This is a genomic window from Enterococcus sp. DIV1368f (assembly GCF_051712245.1).
GTDB classification, from domain to species: Bacteria; Bacillota; Bacilli; order Lactobacillales; family Enterococcaceae; genus Enterococcus; species Enterococcus faecalis.
In genome coordinates, this window is record NZ_JBIOON010000001.1 from 1976190 (window position 1) to 1994228 (window position 18039).

The 18039-nt window shown below is 38.0% G+C and carries 18 protein-coding genes; 1 reads left to right on the top strand and 17 read right to left on the bottom strand.

The window, feature by feature from the left end:
• The 10 genes from glyQ to IGL07_RS09695 all read right to left on the bottom strand — a co-directional run bounded on the left by glyQ (nt 1) and on the right by IGL07_RS09695 (nt 9071).
• A complete protein-coding gene (gene glyQ, locus IGL07_RS09650) occupies nt 1–909 on the bottom strand; it encodes a glycine--tRNA ligase subunit alpha (protein WP_002379669.1) in 909 nt (302 codons plus the stop codon).
• 863 nt (nt 910–1772) lie between these two features.
• Nucleotides 1773–2567, bottom strand: coding sequence for a DNA repair protein RecO (gene recO / locus IGL07_RS09655; RefSeq protein ID WP_002374343.1), 795 nt, complete (start codon nt 2565–2567; stop codon nt 1773–1775).
• Between the two features lie 82 nt (nt 2568–2649).
• Nucleotides 2650–3552, bottom strand: coding sequence for a GTPase Era (era, locus tag IGL07_RS09660; protein WP_195526180.1), 903 nt, complete (start codon nt 3550–3552; stop codon nt 2650–2652).
• Nucleotides 3553–3565: 13 nt separating this feature from the next.
• Complete coding sequence (locus IGL07_RS09665) at nt 3566–3967, bottom strand: diacylglycerol kinase family protein (RefSeq protein WP_002382764.1); 402 nt, start codon at nt 3965–3967, stop codon at nt 3566–3568.
• A complete protein-coding gene (ybeY, locus tag IGL07_RS09670; protein WP_002356745.1) occupies nt 3951–4430 on the bottom strand; it encodes an rRNA maturation RNase YbeY in 480 nt (159 codons plus the stop codon). Before ybeY ends, IGL07_RS09665 begins: the two co-directional genes overlap by 17 nt.
• Entirely contained in the window at nt 4430–6628 is a 2199-nt protein-coding gene (locus IGL07_RS09675; protein WP_002356744.1) for an HD family phosphohydrolase, read from the bottom strand. Before IGL07_RS09675 ends, ybeY begins: the two co-directional genes overlap by 1 nt.
• Nucleotides 6629–6656: 28 nt before the next feature.
• Nucleotides 6657–7571 carry a PhoH family protein gene (locus IGL07_RS09680; protein ID WP_369810298.1) on the bottom strand — a complete coding sequence of 305 codons (915 nt, stop codon included), beginning with the start codon at nt 7569–7571 and terminating at the stop codon, nt 6657–6659.
• 242 nt (nt 7572–7813) lie between these two features.
• Complete coding sequence (locus IGL07_RS09685) at nt 7814–8263, bottom strand: GatB/YqeY domain-containing protein (protein WP_010817503.1); 450 nt, start codon at nt 8261–8263, stop codon at nt 7814–7816.
• A 25-nt stretch (nt 8264–8288) separates the two neighbouring features.
• The gene (gene rpsU, locus IGL07_RS09690) at nt 8289–8465 is read right to left on the bottom strand and encodes a 30S ribosomal protein S21 (RefSeq protein ID WP_002356740.1); all 177 of its coding nucleotides are present in this window, start codon (nt 8463–8465) and stop codon (nt 8289–8291) included.
• Nucleotides 8466–8630: 165 nt separating this feature from the next.
• Nucleotides 8631–9071 carry a Fur family transcriptional regulator gene (locus IGL07_RS09695; RefSeq protein ID WP_002387080.1) on the bottom strand — a complete coding sequence of 147 codons (441 nt, stop codon included), beginning with the start codon at nt 9069–9071 and terminating at the stop codon, nt 8631–8633.
• A 98-nt stretch (nt 9072–9169) separates the two neighbouring features.
• On the opposite strand from IGL07_RS09695, the gene IGL07_RS09700 reads away from it, so the two are divergent.
• Nucleotides 9170–10027 (top strand): pyruvate, water dikinase regulatory protein, encoded by an 858-nt coding sequence (locus IGL07_RS09700; RefSeq protein WP_002382760.1) that lies wholly within the window; start codon nt 9170–9172, stop codon nt 10025–10027.
• A gap of 42 nt (nt 10028–10069) precedes the next feature.
• Here the strand turns inward: IGL07_RS09700 and thrB are convergent, their stop codons facing one another.
• The 7 genes from thrB to IGL07_RS09735 all read right to left on the bottom strand — a co-directional run bounded on the left by thrB (nt 10070) and on the right by IGL07_RS09735 (nt 17942).
• Nucleotides 10070–10933: a homoserine kinase gene (gene thrB / locus IGL07_RS09705; RefSeq protein WP_002376729.1), complete on the bottom strand. Its 864-nt coding sequence runs from the start codon at nt 10931–10933 to the stop codon at nt 10070–10072.
• Nucleotides 10930–11985: a threonine synthase gene (gene thrC / locus IGL07_RS09710; protein WP_010817504.1), complete on the bottom strand. Its 1056-nt coding sequence runs from the start codon at nt 11983–11985 to the stop codon at nt 10930–10932. The genes thrB and thrC overlap by 4 nt, the downstream gene beginning before the upstream one ends.
• Before the next feature lie 2 nt (nt 11986–11987).
• Nucleotides 11988–13280 (bottom strand): homoserine dehydrogenase, encoded by a 1293-nt coding sequence (locus tag IGL07_RS09715; protein ID WP_002356731.1) that lies wholly within the window; start codon nt 13278–13280, stop codon nt 11988–11990.
• Nucleotides 13281–13331: 51 nt separating this feature from the next.
• Nucleotides 13332–13640 carry an ArsR/SmtB family transcription factor gene (locus tag IGL07_RS09720; RefSeq protein WP_002356730.1) on the bottom strand — a complete coding sequence of 103 codons (309 nt, stop codon included), beginning with the start codon at nt 13638–13640 and terminating at the stop codon, nt 13332–13334.
• Nucleotides 13641–13756: 116 nt separating this feature from the next.
• Nucleotides 13757–14539 carry a pyrroline-5-carboxylate reductase gene (proC, locus tag IGL07_RS09725; protein WP_010817505.1) on the bottom strand — a complete coding sequence of 261 codons (783 nt, stop codon included), beginning with the start codon at nt 14537–14539 and terminating at the stop codon, nt 13757–13759.
• 106 nt (nt 14540–14645) lie between these two features.
• Entirely contained in the window at nt 14646–16370 is a 1725-nt protein-coding gene (locus tag IGL07_RS09730; RefSeq protein ID WP_002356727.1) for a phospho-sugar mutase, read from the bottom strand.
• A gap of 120 nt (nt 16371–16490) precedes the next feature.
• Nucleotides 16491–17942, bottom strand: coding sequence for a PLP-dependent aminotransferase family protein (locus tag IGL07_RS09735; RefSeq protein ID WP_002376719.1), 1452 nt, complete (start codon nt 17940–17942; stop codon nt 16491–16493).
• Nucleotides 17943–18039: the final 97 nt, after the last annotated feature.

Sequence of the window (18039 nt, forward strand, 5' to 3'; positions counted from 1 at the left end):
TTATTCTGCCTCCTTGGATACACTTTGATCTTTATTTAATAATGGGAACCCTAATTTTTCACGTTCAGCCACAAAAATTTTCGCTACGGAACGAGCCATATTCCGAATGCGGGCTAAATATCCTGCACGTTCTGTTACAGAGACAGCGCCGCGAGCATCTAATAAATTGAATGTATGGCTACATTTTAAAATATAATCATAGGCTGGATGAACTAAGCTTTCTTCAATACAGCGTTTAGCTTCTTTTTCAAATTTGTCAAAGTTTTCTAAAAGCATTTCTTGATTACTAATTTCAAAGGAATATTTTGAATGTTCATATTCAGGTTGCACAAAAATTTCACCATATTTAACGCCTTGTGTCCATTCTAAATCATAGACACTTTCGACTTCTTGGATATATGATGCTAAGCGTTCTAACCCGTAAGTAATTTCAGAAGTGACAGGATGACATTGTAAGCCGCCAACTTGTTGGAAATACGTAAATTGGGTAATTTCCATGCCATCTAACCAAACTTCCCAACCTAAACCAGCACAGCCCATTGAAGGATTTTCCCAGTTATCTTCTACAAAACGAATGTCATGTTCTAATGGATCAATTCCTAATAATTTCAAACTTTCTAGATAAAGTTCTTGGATATTTTCAGGAGAAGGCTTCATTACAACTTGGAATTGATGATGTTGGTATAGACGGTTCGGATTTTCGCCATAGCGTCCATCAGCTGGACGACGAGAAGGTTCTACGTAGGCAGCATTCCATGGTTCAGGTCCAATGGCACGTAAAAACGTGTAAGGACTCATGGTGCCGGCTCCCTTTTCTGTATCATAGGCTTGCATTAACATACAGCCATTAGATGACCAAAATTTTTGCAAGGTTAAAATCATTTCTTGTACGGTTAACTTGTTTTTCATTGTTTTCCTCCTTGGAATATTTTTTATAGACATAGGGATTGACTTTGCTTCGGGAATGTAAATTTAAAAAGGGCTACAGAAAAACAATTTTGTAGAATGGGATAATTTTTATGCTGTTCATCATCTACTCTGTCGCCTTTGCGCCAATTGAGCTTTTTTGAATAAACGTTACTATTTTTTCTTTTGGTGTTAACTGTTTGCTTTTTTTTTATTCGGTTACAACGTTCCCTTTGGTCACCTTGTGCTGTTCATCATCTGCTCCATGTTTTTGGCTAAGCAGTTTGTTTTAACACAGAGGAACAGAGGAGACAACGTTCCTTTCAGTCACCTTGTGCTGTTCCACATCTGCTCTGACACTTTTGCGCCAATTGAGCTTTTTTGAATAAACGTTACTATTTTTTCTTTTGGTGTTAACTGTTTGCTTTTTTTTATTCGGTTACAACGTTCCCTTTGGTCACCTTGTGCTGTTCATCATCTGCTCCATGTTTTTGGCTAAGCAGTTTGTTTTAACATAGAGGAGACAACGTTCCCTTTGGTCACCTTGTACTGTTCATCATCTACTCTGTCGCATTTGCGCCAATCGTAGTGATTCACAGCAAAAAGTCCCCATGCCTATTAATAGACATAGGGACGAATAATTATCGCGGTTCCACCCTACTTCCGATGTGTTCATCGGCAGCTTCGTTTGTCGTACTCCAAAGTGCCTTTCAAAAGTTCCGTGTTTCTGGCTCCCACTCTCCCAGATTCGCTTAACAGAGGGTTCTTTTTACTTCTCTTTTTCTTCGTACGTATTTAACTTCTCTATCATAATACGGTGTCTGAGGGAAGTTGTCAATTTTTTTTTTAGAAAAATGACTGCTTGTTTATGTTTCTTTTTCTTCCTTCTTTCGTGGTGGAATTTTTAACGTATTTTCCCACGTTTTCATTTGATCAATAAATTTTTTGCTTTTTAAGTGCAAACCGACATATTCATCGTATAACATATCAATCGTTTCTCGAATACTTTTCTTAGTTTCTTCTTTTACTTGAATGTTTTGGACTTTTTCATAGGAGACTTGCGAAAATAAGCGAATAAAATGAATCGCTCTAGGATCTGCATGGTAGCGCTGCTCATCTAAATGCCAATGTTTTTCACAAAGCACACCGCTATATTTTGAGGAATAATCAAATTTCCCTTGTGTTTCGCCACAAGCCACACAATGATGCCATTCTGGTCGTACACCAAACCGTTCTAACAATTGAATTTCAAAAATATTTGTAATGATTTCCGGATCTTTTTGCTCATTTAAAGCGGATAATGCCATGTGGGTAAATTGAAATAAATTAGGGTCATAGTGCTGATCTTCAATTGCTGCATCGACTAAGTTTAAAATATATGTTCCGTATGCGTTAATAAATATGTCTTGTTGAATGTTTCGAAAAGGTTGAACTTCTTTGCTGCTATTGAGAAAAGATAAGCCTTCTTCTCTAAAGTTTCCGATGTAGACGGCTTCTGTAAATGGCAGAATCGCTGGCAAAAGAGGATTATTTTTTCGATGCGCACCTTTCACAAAAAACATCAATTTTCCATAGGATTCTGTAAAAATTTTGACGAGTTTATCCTTCTCTTTAAAATCCTTCGTAAATAAAATAATGCCTTTGGTCTCCCCTAATGCCATTCAATTCACTTCCATTTCTTATGTAAATTAGTGTAGTGTTTGGAAAGTTCGTTTATACACTCGCTTCCCAAACACTACTTTCTTAATATTCTTCTTTGCGATAACCAAAATCTTGTAAATAGATTTTTTTGTCACGCCAGTCTTTTTGGACTTTTACCCAAAGCTCCAAATACACTTTGTCATCTAATAAATATTCAATATCTTGACGCGCCTTGGTACCAATTTGTTTCAGCATTTTTCCGCCTTTGCCAATGATGATGCCTTTTTGACTGTCCCGTTCCACAATAATGGTTGCTTGGACATGGACTTTATCGTTTTCATCTCGTTTCATTGAGTCCACAACGAGAGCGACAGAATGAGGAATCTCATCTCTTGTTAAAAGTAACACCTTTTCACGAATTAATTCGGAAACGATAAAATATTCTGGATGATCCGTAATTTGGTCATCAGGGAAATACTGTGGTCCTTCTGGCATTTGCTCAACGAGAACATCCATTAAATGCTCAAAATTATTTCCTTCCGTAGCAGAAATGGGAATAATTTCTTTAAAGTCCATTTGTTTCGAATAGTCTTCAATAATAATCAATAAATCATCTGGATGGACTTTGTCAATTTTATTAATAATCAAGTAGACTGGACTATTATTATTTTTCAATCGTTCAATAATAAAGTCGTCACCTTTCCCGCGTTTTTGATCAGCACTTACCATAAATAAAGTAGCATCTACTTCACGCATCGCATTGTAGGCACTTTCCACCATGAAATCGCCTAAGCGGTGTTTAGGTTTGTGAATCCCTGGAGTATCGATAAAAACAATTTGTGCTTCAGGAATTGTATAAATTCCTTGAATCTTATTACGAGTTGTTTGTGCTTTGTCACTCATAATTGCAATTTTTTGGCCGACAATTCGATTTAACAATGTTGATTTTCCAACATTTGGTCTGCCGACAATGGCTACGAAACCAGATTTATGTTCAGTTGTCATTGTATTTCTCCTCTTATTTCCACATTTGAATGATTTGTAAAATTTTTGGTACAAATAGAATTAGTCCTACTAGCACTGCGAAACCGGCTGTTAATAAAACAGCTCCTGCGGCCATGTCTTTGACTTTTTTTCCGATTGGATGAAAGTGAAAATCCGTAAACATATCTACGACATTTTCAAAAATTGTGTTGATAATTTCTGCCAACCAGACGAGAAAAACGGCCAATAACAACCACAGCCATTCAGCAAGTGTTAAGGAAAACAAGAAACCAAACACAATGGCCGTGACGCCAAACGCCACATGTTTGCGCATATTACGTTCTTCTCGAAAAACTGTTTTGATTCCTTGCCAGGCAAATTCTAATGAATTAATAAAATGTTTATTTTTTCCTGTTTGCTCATCTTTTAAGGCCATACGCATCTAAAATCTCTTTCTGTAAACCAAACATTTCTTTTTCATCTTCAGGTTCCATATGATCGTACCCATTCAAATGTAAAAAGCCATGTACTGCCAAAAAGCCCATTTCTCGTTCCAATGTGTGCCCATATTCAACTGCTTGTTCTGCTGCTCGCTCTGTTGAAATAATTAAATCACCTAGATTACGTGGTAACTCTGCCAACTCTTCATCATCAAAAATAATTGGCAATTCGTCTTCCCCTTCATCCTCTAAAGCAAAACTAATGACATCTGTAGGCATATCTTTGCCCCGATAGTCACGATTAATCACTTGGATACCTGCGTTATCTGTAAAAGTCACCGACATCTCCGTATCTTCGGCAATTTCTAGAAAACCCGCTGCAAATTGCAGCAAGTTTTCGATTTCTTTGATTTCTTCTGTTGGTACTTTCTCGGTTTCATCAATGAAAGTAATATCCATTAGTCATCTCTCTTTTCTTGTTCATCTTTCATTTCTTCTGCTTCAGCTTTCATTTTTGGATACTTAATCCGTGAATGGAAGGTACTGCATAATCCATTAATTAATGATTTTTCAATGATGCGAATCTCTTTCATCGTTAACCCGCATTCATCTAATTGGCCATCTGAAATTCTGTCTTGAATCACATTATGCACAAAGGCTTGAATTTTTTCGTTGGTCGGATGATCCATCGCCCGCACAGCAGCCTCACAAGTATCAGCAATACTCACAATCCCTGCTTCTCGTGTTTGTGGACGTGGTCCAGGATAACGGAAGTCGGATTCTTTAATTTCAGGATTGCGTTCTTTTGCTTTCACATAGAAAAATTTCATCAATGTTGTGCCATGATGTTGACGACAAATGTCAATCACCATTTGCGGCATATTGTACTCTTCTAAAATTTTGGCGCCATCAATTACGTGGCCAAAAATAATTTGTTTACTATCTTCTGGTAATAAAAAGTTATGTGGATTTTCTGCACCAGCAGGTAAGTTTTCCACAAAGAAATTGGCGTGTTTAATTTTGCCAATGTCATGGTAATAACAAGCAACTCGTGTTAATAGCGACCGCCCGCCAATCTCAGCAACAGCGTTAGCGCTCAAACTAGCCACCATCATGCTATGATGATAGGTACCTGGCGCTTCTTCTAACAGTTGTTTTAACAACGGATGGTTCGGATTACTTAATTCATTCAAGACAATCATACTATCATCGGTCACTAATAATTCGATATATGGATGCAAGCCCATTGTTGCTAAAAATGAAAGTACCGTTCCTGCACTTGCACAAATTAAAGCTGTCCACGTTTTACCATCTGTTAAACTCATCCCTTGATAAATCATTAAGACAACCGCCATGAAAACAGGAAAGACCACTACCCACATTAAAGCTGGGAAAACTTGCTCACTCATCCGTTTCCGTTTAACAACTGTTGCTAGAAATCCTGAGAATAAGTACATAATCAGAATAACCGTCAACGAGTTTGTGCCAATAGAATTATAAAAGATAAATAACGCAAAAACGACTTGGAAAATGGCAGCGATTATCCCTGAACGACGATTCACAAAATGATTTAGAATCAGCGGCGCAAAGGCTGCTGGATAGAACAAGGGAATATACATCAACTGCTCTGTTTGGAAAATCTGGAAGAATTTCATTAAAATAACACTGATTAGCATAGCACCCGTGTAAAAGATAATAAACGAGCGTTGTCGCGAAGGCTCAGTCACTTGTTTTGTAAAGAAAATCAACACTTCAACTTGAAGTAAAATAGCTAATGCTAATGCCACCATCGGAAAAATAGACGTATTTTGACTAGTCATTCCTAGTAACTCAAGTTTTTCGACCGCTTTTGCATCAATTTGAGTACCTTCACGAACAATAATTTCGCCTTGATAAATCATTGCGGGTTGAACAGCATTCATCGCTTTTTGGCGTAGCTCTTCTGTTCGTTTTTCATTGGCAATATCGTTTACCACAATCCCTTGGTTAACAATGTAACGAATGACTTGTTGCATGGTACTCGTAATGTCTAAGTATTGAATTTTACCGTTAGCTTCTTGGCGAATTTTATCCAAATCAGATTCTCGAACGTGATTTTGCATTGCGTCATCCACCAACATCAAACTTTCTGAACGAACCTTATCTAATTGCTCAGAGGTTAATGTAAAGATTGTTTGATAAAAAACATTAGGAAAACTTTGATAAAACGTAACTTCATCTTGCGGTAAAGATTCAAACAATGATTTTAAGCTAGCTACTCGTTCTTCCACGGTCGGCGCAGGAATCGTTTCTTCCTTTTTGGCCTTCGCTTGCTTATTGCTGTACTCTTTGTCTACTTTTTCATTCGCAGAATCAATCAATTTAAATAATTTATCAATACGATTATGTTGGACAGATGCCGTATCTTCTTGATAAATATATTCGGGTGTGACAGCTTCTGCTGCCAATTTTTTTCTTTGTTCTGTTTCGTAGGTATTCTCGATATTTTTATTTGCACGAATGGTTTTCTCGGCCAGTTGACCTTCTTTAATTTCTACTCTTTTCTGATGGACACTGCCAAACATAATCATAAATAAAAGAAGAGAAAAAACGGCTAATAAAATAGGTAAATAGGCTTTACCTAAACGATCCCCTAACTTTGTAAGTACTTTTTTCAAAAGGTACTTTCACTCCTTCCCTAACTGCTTAGGAATGCTTTTGTTGTTCTTTTTCATAGGCTTGAATAATTTGTGCTACAACCGGATGACGCACAACGTCACTGGCTTCAAAATTTACAAAGGCAATTTTTTCAATGTCTTTTAACGTACGCTCGGCATTAACTAAACCACTTGTTACACCACGTGGCAAGTCAATCTGACTAGTATCTCCATTAACAATCATTTTTGAACTAAACCCTAAACGAGTTAAAAACATTTTCATTTGGGCAACCGTGGTATTTTGTGCTTCATCTAGAATGACAAAAGCATCATCCAATGTACGACCACGCATATAAGCAAGCGGGGCAATTTCAATAACGCCGCGTTCCATTAAACGATTTGTATGATCCATACCAAAAATTTGATACAAGGCATCGTAAACTGGACGTAAATAAGGATCGACTTTTTCTTTTAAGTCACCTGGTAAAAAGCCCAAGCTTTCGCCAGCTTCCACCGCTGGACGAGTTAAAATAATTTTTTGTACTTCGCCTTTTTTTAAAGCTGCTACTGCCATCACCACGGCTAAAAAGGTTTTTCCTGTCCCCGCAGGTCCCACCCCGAAAATGACGTCATGAGTTTTAACTGCATCGATATATTTTTTTTGACCAACATTCTTAATTCGGATGGCCCGACCATGATGGTCCTTCATAATTTCTTCTTCATACATGGCAATAAACGCCTCTAAATTTCCAGCTTTGGCCATTTTTAAAGCAGAAACGACATCTGGCGTATGCACTTTGATGCCTCGTTGAATTAATGTTTGTAGCGCTCTTAACACGGAAGCGACTAACTCTACCTCTGATGATTCGCCAATTAACTGAATAACTTCGCCACGACTATTAATCGTTACGTGGGTATTCTCTTCTAAAAATTTGATATGTTTATCATGTGTTCCTAAAAGCATGTGTGCATCATCAGAATCAGTAAGTATTAATTCCAAAGATTTTGACTGATTATCTGTCAAAAAACGTCCATCTCCTTTATTATATAGTCCTTTACAATGATACCACATTCTTATCTGTTTAAAAAGAAGTCGTACCTGATTTGACTTTGAAAGTCAAAAAAGAGAAAACCGTAAAAAGCTACCGGTTTTCTCTTTGTATAAAAAAACTAGGACAGTATCCTGTCCTAGTTTCGATAACGCTCTTAGTTTTCTTGTAATAATTCTTTCACAATTGCGTTAACTTGGTTGCCATCGGCTTTGCCTTTGACTTTCGGCATCATAGCGCCCATCACTTTACCAAAATCTTTTGGTGAAGTGGCGCCAGTTTGCGTCATTACCTCTTGAACTAGTTGACGAATTTCTTCCTCCGTTAGTTGTTGAGGCATATATTTTTCAACAATTGCTATTTCAACTTTTACTTTTTCAACAAGATCGTCGCGTCCCGCCTTTTCAAACTCTGATAAAGAATCTTTTCTCTGTTTCATCTCACGAGACAATACAGTGAGTTCTTCTTCTCCGTTCAATTCACGGCCCGCTTTAATCTGATCATTTTGAATGGCAGTCTTTAACATACGAAGTACGGCTAAAGTTTCTTTGTCTTTAGTTTTCATCGCTGTTTTAATGTCGTCATTCAATGTGGTTAGCAATGACATACCACCAACTCCAATTCATTCAAAACTAGAATTTTTTACGTTTTCTAGCTGCTTCAGATTTTTTCTTACGCTTTACACTTGGTTTTTCGTAGAATTCACGTTTACGTGATTCTTGTAAAGTACCCGCTTTTGAAACGGAACGTTTGAAGCGACGAAGAGCATCATCAAGAGATTCGTTTTTACGAACGACTGTTTTTGACATGTTATTCCCTCCCTCCGAGCTTAAAAAGTAACCGTTTTTCTTATTTGTGGGAAAAACCCACAAATTAAAATACTGTCCTTGTTATATTATAGCTAAAGCATAAATAACCGTCAACCACTCTACTGATAAAATACGAAATTTTTGTTTGATTTTTCGTCTTATTCGCTATTTTTCGCAACAATCGGCACAACGACCAAGTATTTCAAAGCGATGTCCTTCAATTGAACAACCTTTTAACTGTTCTTCAAAAAAATTCATCGGACACATGTGAATTTCTTCCGTTTTGCCACAAACCGTACAAATAAAGTGATGATGATGTTCCACCTCTTGGCAACAACGGAAGCGAAACTTTTGCTCGCCATTTAATTCTGTTTTTTCCAGCAATTCTAAGCGCTCAAAGTCATGCAAGTTACGATAAACCGTATCATAACTGACTCCTTTAAAGGTTTCATTCATAAATTCATACACTTCACGTGCAGAAACATACCGATTTCGCTTAATCAAATAGCTCATCAGTAATTCTCGTTTTTTAGTATATTTTAATCCACTGGCTTTCATGGTTTCTAAGGCTTGTTCAATATTGGTTTTTACTGGTGCCATCGCCATTTCCTCCCTCACCAACCTAAATCAGAATCATTACGAAATAGATTCTGGACTTATGGTATAATAAAATTATTAAAAATGCAAGAAAGGACTTACCCTCTATGACTATTTCTGAAGAAAAAAAATGTGTGACGATTTTTGTCATCTCAGATTCTGCTGGCGAGACCGCTTCAAAATTGGCGGCTGCTTCAATGGCCCAGTACCCCACTGTTGATTTTACTTTGATTAGACGAACATTCGTTAAAGACGAAGATAAACTGGTGCAAGCGTTAGAAGATGCCAAAAAAGCAGAAGCCATGGTGCTTCATACTATTATTAATGATCATCTCGTGGCGATTGCTAATCAATTTTTCAATGAGCATCAATTGTTCCATTTTGACATTTTGACACCACCAGTTGCGGAAATCGAACGATTAACAGGTGTCGCACCCATGCGGGAACCAGGTGCCTTACATCATCTGAATGAAAATTATTTTAAACGAATTGAAGCAATGGAATTTGCTGTCAAATATGACGATGGCAAGGACCCACGAGGCTTTTTAGAAGCGGATGTGTTACTTCTTGGCGTTTCCCGAACTTCTAAAACACCGCTAAGTCTCTTTTTAGCCAACAAGAACTTAAAAGTTGCTAATTTGCCACTAATTCCTGAAGCACATTTACCGAAACAATTATTCGAAATGGACCCTAAAAAAATTGTTGGCTTAACCAACGATCCCAATGTTTTAAACGGGATTCGTAAAGAACGAATGCGCGCATATGGATTGCCTGAAAATACTTCTTATTCAGATATTGAAAAAATTCGTCGAGAACTGGCTTTTGCTAATGATCTTTATCAAAAATTAGGTTGTATCGTTATTGATGTCGCTTCTCTTTCAATTGAAGAAACTGCCTCAATGATTCTTAATGCTTTGAACTTAGAAGATCATAGTTATTATTCCACGGAAACATCCGAGGATTAAAAAAAACGAGAAAAAATCACTAGTGATTTTTTCTCGTTTTTTTTAAAAGACTTGAACGCCTTCTTGATCAATATTGAAAATTTGGATGCTCGCTTTGGTAGATAATTTCTCCAAACTTTGAACAATTTCGTTGGTTCGTTCTTCTGGCGACAAGATTAGCACAGTTGGACCAGCACCGCTTAAGAAAGAGCCATAAGCACCTCTTTGCTGAGTTAAACGACGAATTTCTTTTAAGTGAGGAACCAATGAACGACGATACATTTCGTGCCATTTATCTTGTTCCATCATTTTGCCTGCTAAAGGTAAATCCCCGTTTAAAATTGCGGCAATCATAACATTGGCAATTGAGCTGGCCGCAACTGCTTCTTTATAAGCCAATTTTTCGGGCAAAACAGCGCGACTTTTTTCGGTAAATAACGGTTCCTCTGGAATAAATGCAATGACATCACACATTGGAAAGTGATGTTTGACATGGTAGACTTGGTTTTCTACATGGCTAGCCACCACGAAATCTCCTAAAATAGCAGGGGCAACATTATCCGGATGACCTTCCATCTCTGTGGCCAAACGAACTTTTTCTTTAGGGGACAAATTTAAATGTGCTAGTCGGTTAGCTAATTCAATGCCTGCTACAATCACACTTGAGCTACTGCCTAGTCCTCTTGCAAGGGGAATGTCAGAAACCATCCGAATAACTTTTGGTGTTAATTCTGGTGCAATTTTCAATGCCGTTTGAATTAATAAATTCTCTTCATTAGTAGGAATCTCTTCTCCCAAAGTATGTTGAATTTCCCAAAATTCACTTTCACCTAAAACGTTGATTGTTAAATAAGCGGATAATGCAATGCCACATGAATCAAAGCCAGGTCCTAAGTTGGCACTAGTGGCAGGTACTCTTATTTTCATAGTGTTGCGACTCCTTTTCGTAAGTGCAGACGCATTTCTTCCACGTCACTCATTTTTGAAATAGTTACTTCTGTCTCCATTGCTGTATCAGGATCTTTCAGTCCGTTACCAGTAAAGACTGCCACGACGGTTTCACCTGCTTTGATTTTACCGCTTTTAACATGTTGAATAACTCCAGCTAATGAGGCAGCCGAACCAGGTTCAATGAAAACCCCATCTTGAGCAGCAATTTTTCGGTAAGCCGTTAAAATTTCTTGATCTGTCACGGCATCAATGAAACCACCGGATTCATCGCGTGCCTGTTCTGCTAATTGCCAACTAGCAGGATTTCCAATCCGGATCGCTGTTGCCACGGTTTCAGGTTGCTCAATCACTTGGCCTTTCACGATCGCTGCGGCACCTTCTGCTTCAAAACCATGCATTCTTGGTAAAGTTGTTCCTTGTTTTTCATGCCATTCTTTAAAGCCTTTCCAGTAAGCGGAAATATTGCCGGCATTTCCAACTGGAATCGCTAAGACATCGGGCGCTTGACCTAATTGTTCACAAACTTCAAAAGCTGCTGTCTTTTGCCCTTCTAAGCGATAAGGATTCACTGAATTAACTAGCGCAACTGCCTCAGTTTTCGCAATCTCTCGCACCGCTTTTAATGCTTCATCAAAGTTACCTGGAATCGAAATAATGTCCGCCCCATACATAATAGCTTGCGCCAATTTTCCCAGTGCGATTTTCCCTTCTGGAATCACTACATACGCTTTAATGCCTGCTCTTGTGGCATACGCAGCAGCGGCGGCACTAGTATTTCCTGTAGAAGCACAAACAATCGCTTTGGCACCTTCTTCTACCGCTTTTGCTACAGCCATCACCATCCCGCGATCTTTGAATGAGCCGGTGGGATTTAAGCCTTCGTATTTTCCATATAATTGAATACCTAATTCTTTGGATAAATTAGGTAAAGGAATCAGTGGCGTATTTCCTTCGGCTAAAGAAATCATTGGTGTTTTTTCTGTTACGGGCAAATACGTTTGATACTGTTTTAACAAACCTTCATACATGTTTACTCATCTCCTATAACCTTCATTACATTTAATAACTGAAAGGCTTCCGTATTTTGAATAGCTGTCACAACTTGTTGCATTTGTGCTTTTGATATCTGGTGTGTAATGGCAACAATTCTTGCTCGCTGTCCATCTGATTTCTGTTGAACTAATTGATCAAAGCTGACTTCTGCTTTAGTCATTAATTGCGTCAACTGCAAAAATTGTCCTGGCGTATCTGGAACATCTAATGAAAAATAGTACTGTCCAAATACATTTTCGGAACTCGTCAATTGGGTTTTATGTTGATACGAATTGAACATATGGCCAGTCGTTGCCAAGCGAATGTTTTTAGCAATCGTAATTAAATCACTGACAACACTGGTTGCTGTCGGTTTAGCGCCAGCTCCTGGACCGTAATACATTGATTCGCCCACGCCTGCACTTTTTATAAATACTGCATTGTACTCATTCCGAACAGATGCAATAGGATGCTTTTGATTGACTAGCATAGGCGCCACTTCCACCGAGATACTATTCTCATTTTGTTCAGCAGAGCCAATCAATTTGATTTCATACCCCAGTTGTTTAGCCATGGCGACATCATCTAAAGACAATCCGCGAATTCCACGAATATCAACTTGTGGTAATGAAACATTCATCCCAAAAGCAAATTGACTTAAAATAACCATTTTATAGGCTGCATCGATTCCATCGACATCATTTGTCGGATCCGCTTCAGCAAATCCCAACGCTTGCGCTTCTGCTAAAGCTTCTTCATAACTTTTATCAGCAGAAACCATTTGCGTAAGCATATAATTCGTCGTACCATTCACAATCCCTAAAACTTGTTGAATATTGTCTGCCGCTAAGCTATTAGCAATTGTTCTTAAAATAGGAATCCCGCCAGCAACACTTGCTTCATAATATAAATCACAATGATGTTTTTGGGCTAACGCTACTAATTCACTCCCATGTTGCGCCAGTAAATCTTTATTGGCAGTCACAATATGTTTGCCCTTTTCTAAAGCTTTCATGATATACGTTTTGGCTGGTTCAATGGTTCCCATTAATTCCACAACGATTTGAATCTCTTTATCTTCTAAAATATCATCAATTGAAGTTGTTAAAGACAGACCGTATTCTTCCGCTTGCGCTTGTTTCGTTTCAAGATTTCGAACAAATGCTTTTTCAATGACTACATTCATTCCTGTCACTTGTGAAATTTTCTCTTGATGTTCTTTCAAGAGAGTTAAAACGCCAGTGCCTACAGTCCCTAATCCTAGTAACCCGATCTTTAAGGTATCCTTCATTTTTACCTCCATCAACAGCGCTATTCTAGTTACGCTATTTTTTCCTACTTTTTATCGATGTTCAATATGCTCAAAGGTCTGATTTAAAATATCTATTACATGATGATCATCCAATGTATAAAAAATCGTTTTTCCTTCGCGACGTGCCTTGACAACCCGGCTATCTCTTAATAATTTTAGTTGATGAGAAACGGCGGACTGTTCCATTCCCAATTGTTCACTAATCGCCGTTACGTTATGTTCGCCTTCTTTTAAAAGTAGCAAAATTCTTAAACGTGTTGGATCACTTAATACTTTATATAATTGACTTACTTGTTTGATTTCTTCCATTTGTTTCATTATAGTCGCCTCACTTTGCACTCATTATAACACAGAGTTTTTTAAAATAAGAACTGCGATTGTTCTTTCCTACGAAAAATATGGCACAAAGAAAGTTGGAAAAATGACAAACTTGTCGATTTTCCAACTTTCTTCATCTATTCGTGGTTGGCTTGCTGAACTGCATCCATCACGGCATAACGGAAGCCATTTTTTTCTAGAGCTACGACACCGCGAATCGTACTTCCTCCTGGAGAAGTCACTTCATCTTTCAATGCTCCTGGATGTTTTTTCGTGTCTAAGGCTAAGGTCGCCGTTCCTTTTATCATTTGAGCGACAATTTCATAAGATAAGTCCCTTGGTAGCCCTTCTAAGACTGCTGCATCTCCCAATGCTTCCATAAAGATATCAACAAAAGCTGGACTGCAACCAGCCACAGTGCCAAAAGTTTCCAGTTGCGCTTCACGAATTTCTTTGACTAACCCTAAACTAGCAAGAAGTTCCATTACCAGGTCCTTCGTTTGGCCTTCAATTGTTGGTGCCAAGGCTACGCCAATCACGCCTTGATTCACGCTAACTGGTGTATTAGGAATGGCATGAACAACTTTGGCTTCTTTATTGCCAAGAGCCATTTGTGCTTCTTGTATGGTATGACCTGTTGCAACAGAAATCAATAGACTTTCGTTGGAAAAATGAGGAGCTAATTCCTGAAGGACAGGTAACACGACCTTTGCTCCTGTCGCAATAAAAATAACTTTACACTCTTGAAAAAGCGCATAATCTGTGACAAGTTGAAAGCCCCACTCTTTTTGAAGTGCTTCTGCTGTTCCACTTGAGCCGCCTTTCACATATAAATGTTCCTTCTTGACTGCCTCAGCTTTCAGTAACCCTTTAATCATGGCACCGCCCATACTGCCAGCACCGATAAAGCCAATTTTCATAGCATTCCCTCCTTAGTTAAATAAAGTGTTTGTGTCAAAAGTCAATTAGCTTTTGACACAAACACTAACATTCGTACTTTTTTCCGTACAGCCTGTTTTGTTTATTTTATTTTGTTAATTCATTAACGACTGCTTCAAACGCAGCAATTTTTTCAGAAGCTTCTGAACTACTTGTTGCTTTTGTCGCTAGATAGAATTTAATTTTTGGTTCTGTTCCTGATGGTCGGATAGCAATCCAACTGCCATCTTCTAAATGATATTTCAGCACATCAGAAGGAGGCGTTTGTAATTGTTCTGTTTGACCATCTGCAAAAGTGCGTGTTAATTCTTTAAAATCTTCCGTTTGAGCAACTTGAATCCCGGCAAACTCAGTTGGCGCTTGTTCACGACATTTTGCCATTAAAGCTTTGATTTTACCGCTGCCTTCAATTCCGCTCATTGTTACGGAAATAGTTTTTTCTTCAAAGTAACCAAATTCTTCAAAGATATCTTGTAAGCCATCGTATAATGTTTTTCCTTGTTTTTTATAGAAAGCCGCTACTTCTGCTAATAAAACTAACGCTTGAATTGCATCTTTATCACGAACAAAAGGTTTCACTAAGTAACCATAACTTTCTTCAAAACCAAACATAAACGTTTGACTGTGGTCTTCTTCGTATTGTTGAATTTTTTCAGCAATAAATTTGAAACCTGTTAAAACATTAAACATCTTCGTATTATATTTCTCAGCAATCGCTGTAGCAAGTTCACTAGAAACGATTGATTTTAGAACCGCAGCATTTTGAGGCAACGTGCCTGCTTGTTGATGGGCTTCTAAAATATAATGAATCATAATTGAACCTAATTGATTTCCTGTTAATACTTGGTAGTCTCCGTTTGGCATCCGCACAGCGGCACCTAAACGATCAGCATCTGGATCTGTTGCAATCAATAAATCAGCGCCTTCTTTTTCCCCTAAACGAATCGCGTATTCGAAAGCTGAATGTTCTTCAGGGTTTGGTGACTTAACTGTAGTAAAGTCAGGATCAGCAACAGCTTGCTCAGGTACTAAAACAAATTTTTCAAAACCGGCTTGTTTTAATGCTTTTTCTCCTAACATTTTCCCAGTTCCATGTAAGGGAGTGTAAACTAATTTTAATTCTTTACCCATTTCGTTAATTAATTCTTGATTAATCGTAACTGTTTTAATTTCTTTCAAATACGCGTTATCGACTTCTTCACCAACAATGTTAATTAAACCGCTGTGGGCAACTTCTTCATCTGATAAGACATCAATTTTCAAAGGATTTTCGATACTACGAACATATTTAGTTAATGCATCTGCATCAGCTGGCGGCATTTGACCACCGTCTTCACCATAGACTTTGTAGCCATTATAGGCAGCTGGATTGTGAGAAGCTGTAATCATGATTCCCGCAAAAGCTTTAAAGTAACGAACCGCAAAAGATAATTCTGGTGTTGGTCGTAAGCTTTCAAACACAAAAGAAGGAATATCATGTTTAGCTAATGTTTTAGCTGCTTCCATTGCAAATTCTGGAGACATATGACGTGAATCATAGGCAATGGCTACACCGCGACGTTTTGTTTCAGGATCTTGCGTATCCATAAAACGTGCAAGTCCTTCTGTTGCTTGACGAACCGTAAAGATATTCATCCGATTAATACCGGCGCCTAAAATTCCGCGCATCCCGGCAGTCCCAAATTCTAATGGTGCGTAAAATGCATCTTCACATTTTTCAGGGTCTGTATTTAAGTCCTTTAATTCATTTTTTAAATTTTCTGGAATATTTTCTTCATTTAACCATTGTTGGTAAACTTGTTCCCAAGACATGGAAAACACCTCATTTGTTTTTTTGTTTTTACTTTTTAAGTATAGCATTGGATATTCGTTTAGAAAAGGGAAGTTGTAGCGTTTTCTCTCAGCAAATGATTTTTATAAGAAAAATCTTACTTACTGTTCTATTTTTGTTTGTCTATTTTCAGAAAGCTGTCGTGTAATCCGTACCATTCGCTCACAAAAAAGAGGCATTTCTTCTGGTGAAATTCGGGAACAGTTCAAGCGAATACTTCCACGTTTTTCACTAAAAGCGACACTTGGTGCTACCAAAACACCTTCTCGTAAAAACACTTGCCACTCTTCTGGCTTAAGTGCCCCTTGACGCCAATGTGCCCATAAATAAAAGCCGCCTTTTACTGGCGAAACTTCCCATTCTGGCAACGATTTAAATACTTGATATACAGCTGTTGCTCGTTGTTCCACTTGTTTATTTAATAACGTAATTTTTTCAGAAAAAGAAGGATCTTCAATCGCCATTTTAGCGAGCATCTGGGGAAAAATACTCAACGAAACATCCATCATTTTTCTGGCTTCTGCAATTTGTTTCGTCACAGAGGCGGGCGCACTTAACCAACCAATTTTCGTGGTCGAACCTAAAATTTTTGACAACGAACCGATATACAAGACATTATCTGGATCTAATTTTTTTAAAGGAGGAATTTCTGTTTTTGGGATAAAACTTAGCTGCCCAAAAACATCATCTTCTAAAATAGGAACTTGATACGTTTGACAGACTTTCACAAGCTGTTCTCTTTTTCTTAAAGGCATTACTGTCCCAGTGGGATTTTGAAAGGAAGGATTAACCATAACCATTTTGATGCGATGTTGTCGAATTGTTTGTTCTAGCGCTTCAAGATCAATCCCTTCCTCTGTCATGGGCACACCAAATAAGCGCACACCAGCAGCTTGGAAAATTGGTAAGGCATAGAAGAAAGATGGATCTTCTACGGCAACACTATCTCCTTGTCTCAATAAAACTTGCAAAACTAAAAAAAGTGCTTGTTGTGCACCTGAAGTGAGCAATAAACTTTCACTTGGTAAATGAAGCTGATATTCCGTTGCTGTAATGGCTTGGATTTCTTTTCTTAACGGCAAATAACCTAATTCATCTTGTGCTTCCTCTTTTAAAAATTGTTTCCAATTTAATGCTGGAAAATCGAAACTGGGAATTAAGTCTAACGGCAACTCGCCTGTATACATATCTAAGTCAGTCGGCAAATTTTGTTTAGCACGTAACTCAATCTCTGTCACCAAGGGATGAACTTGTTTGAACACATTTTGTTCTAAATAACGATGCCAATCCGTTCGTGGTGTCATCATTACCCCCCATTTCCCTTCGTTGACAATCGTTCCACTCCCTCTTTTTCGCACAATCCAGCCTAAGTCCACCAGTTCATCTAATGCATGAACAACGGTTGAACGATTGACAGACAAGTATTCTGCCAGTTTACGTTCCGAAGGAATTTTTTCGCCTGGTAATAATTCGCCTGTTTGAATCTTTTGAACAATCATTTCCATAATACTGCGATAAATGGGAACATTTTGTTCTTTTTTAAGTTGCCACATAGCAATCACCTCAACAATTGGATGAGTTAAAAGTAATCCAGTTTAATGCTTTTGTCAATCGAAAATACAAGAAAAGTGGGACAGCCGTTTTGACGAA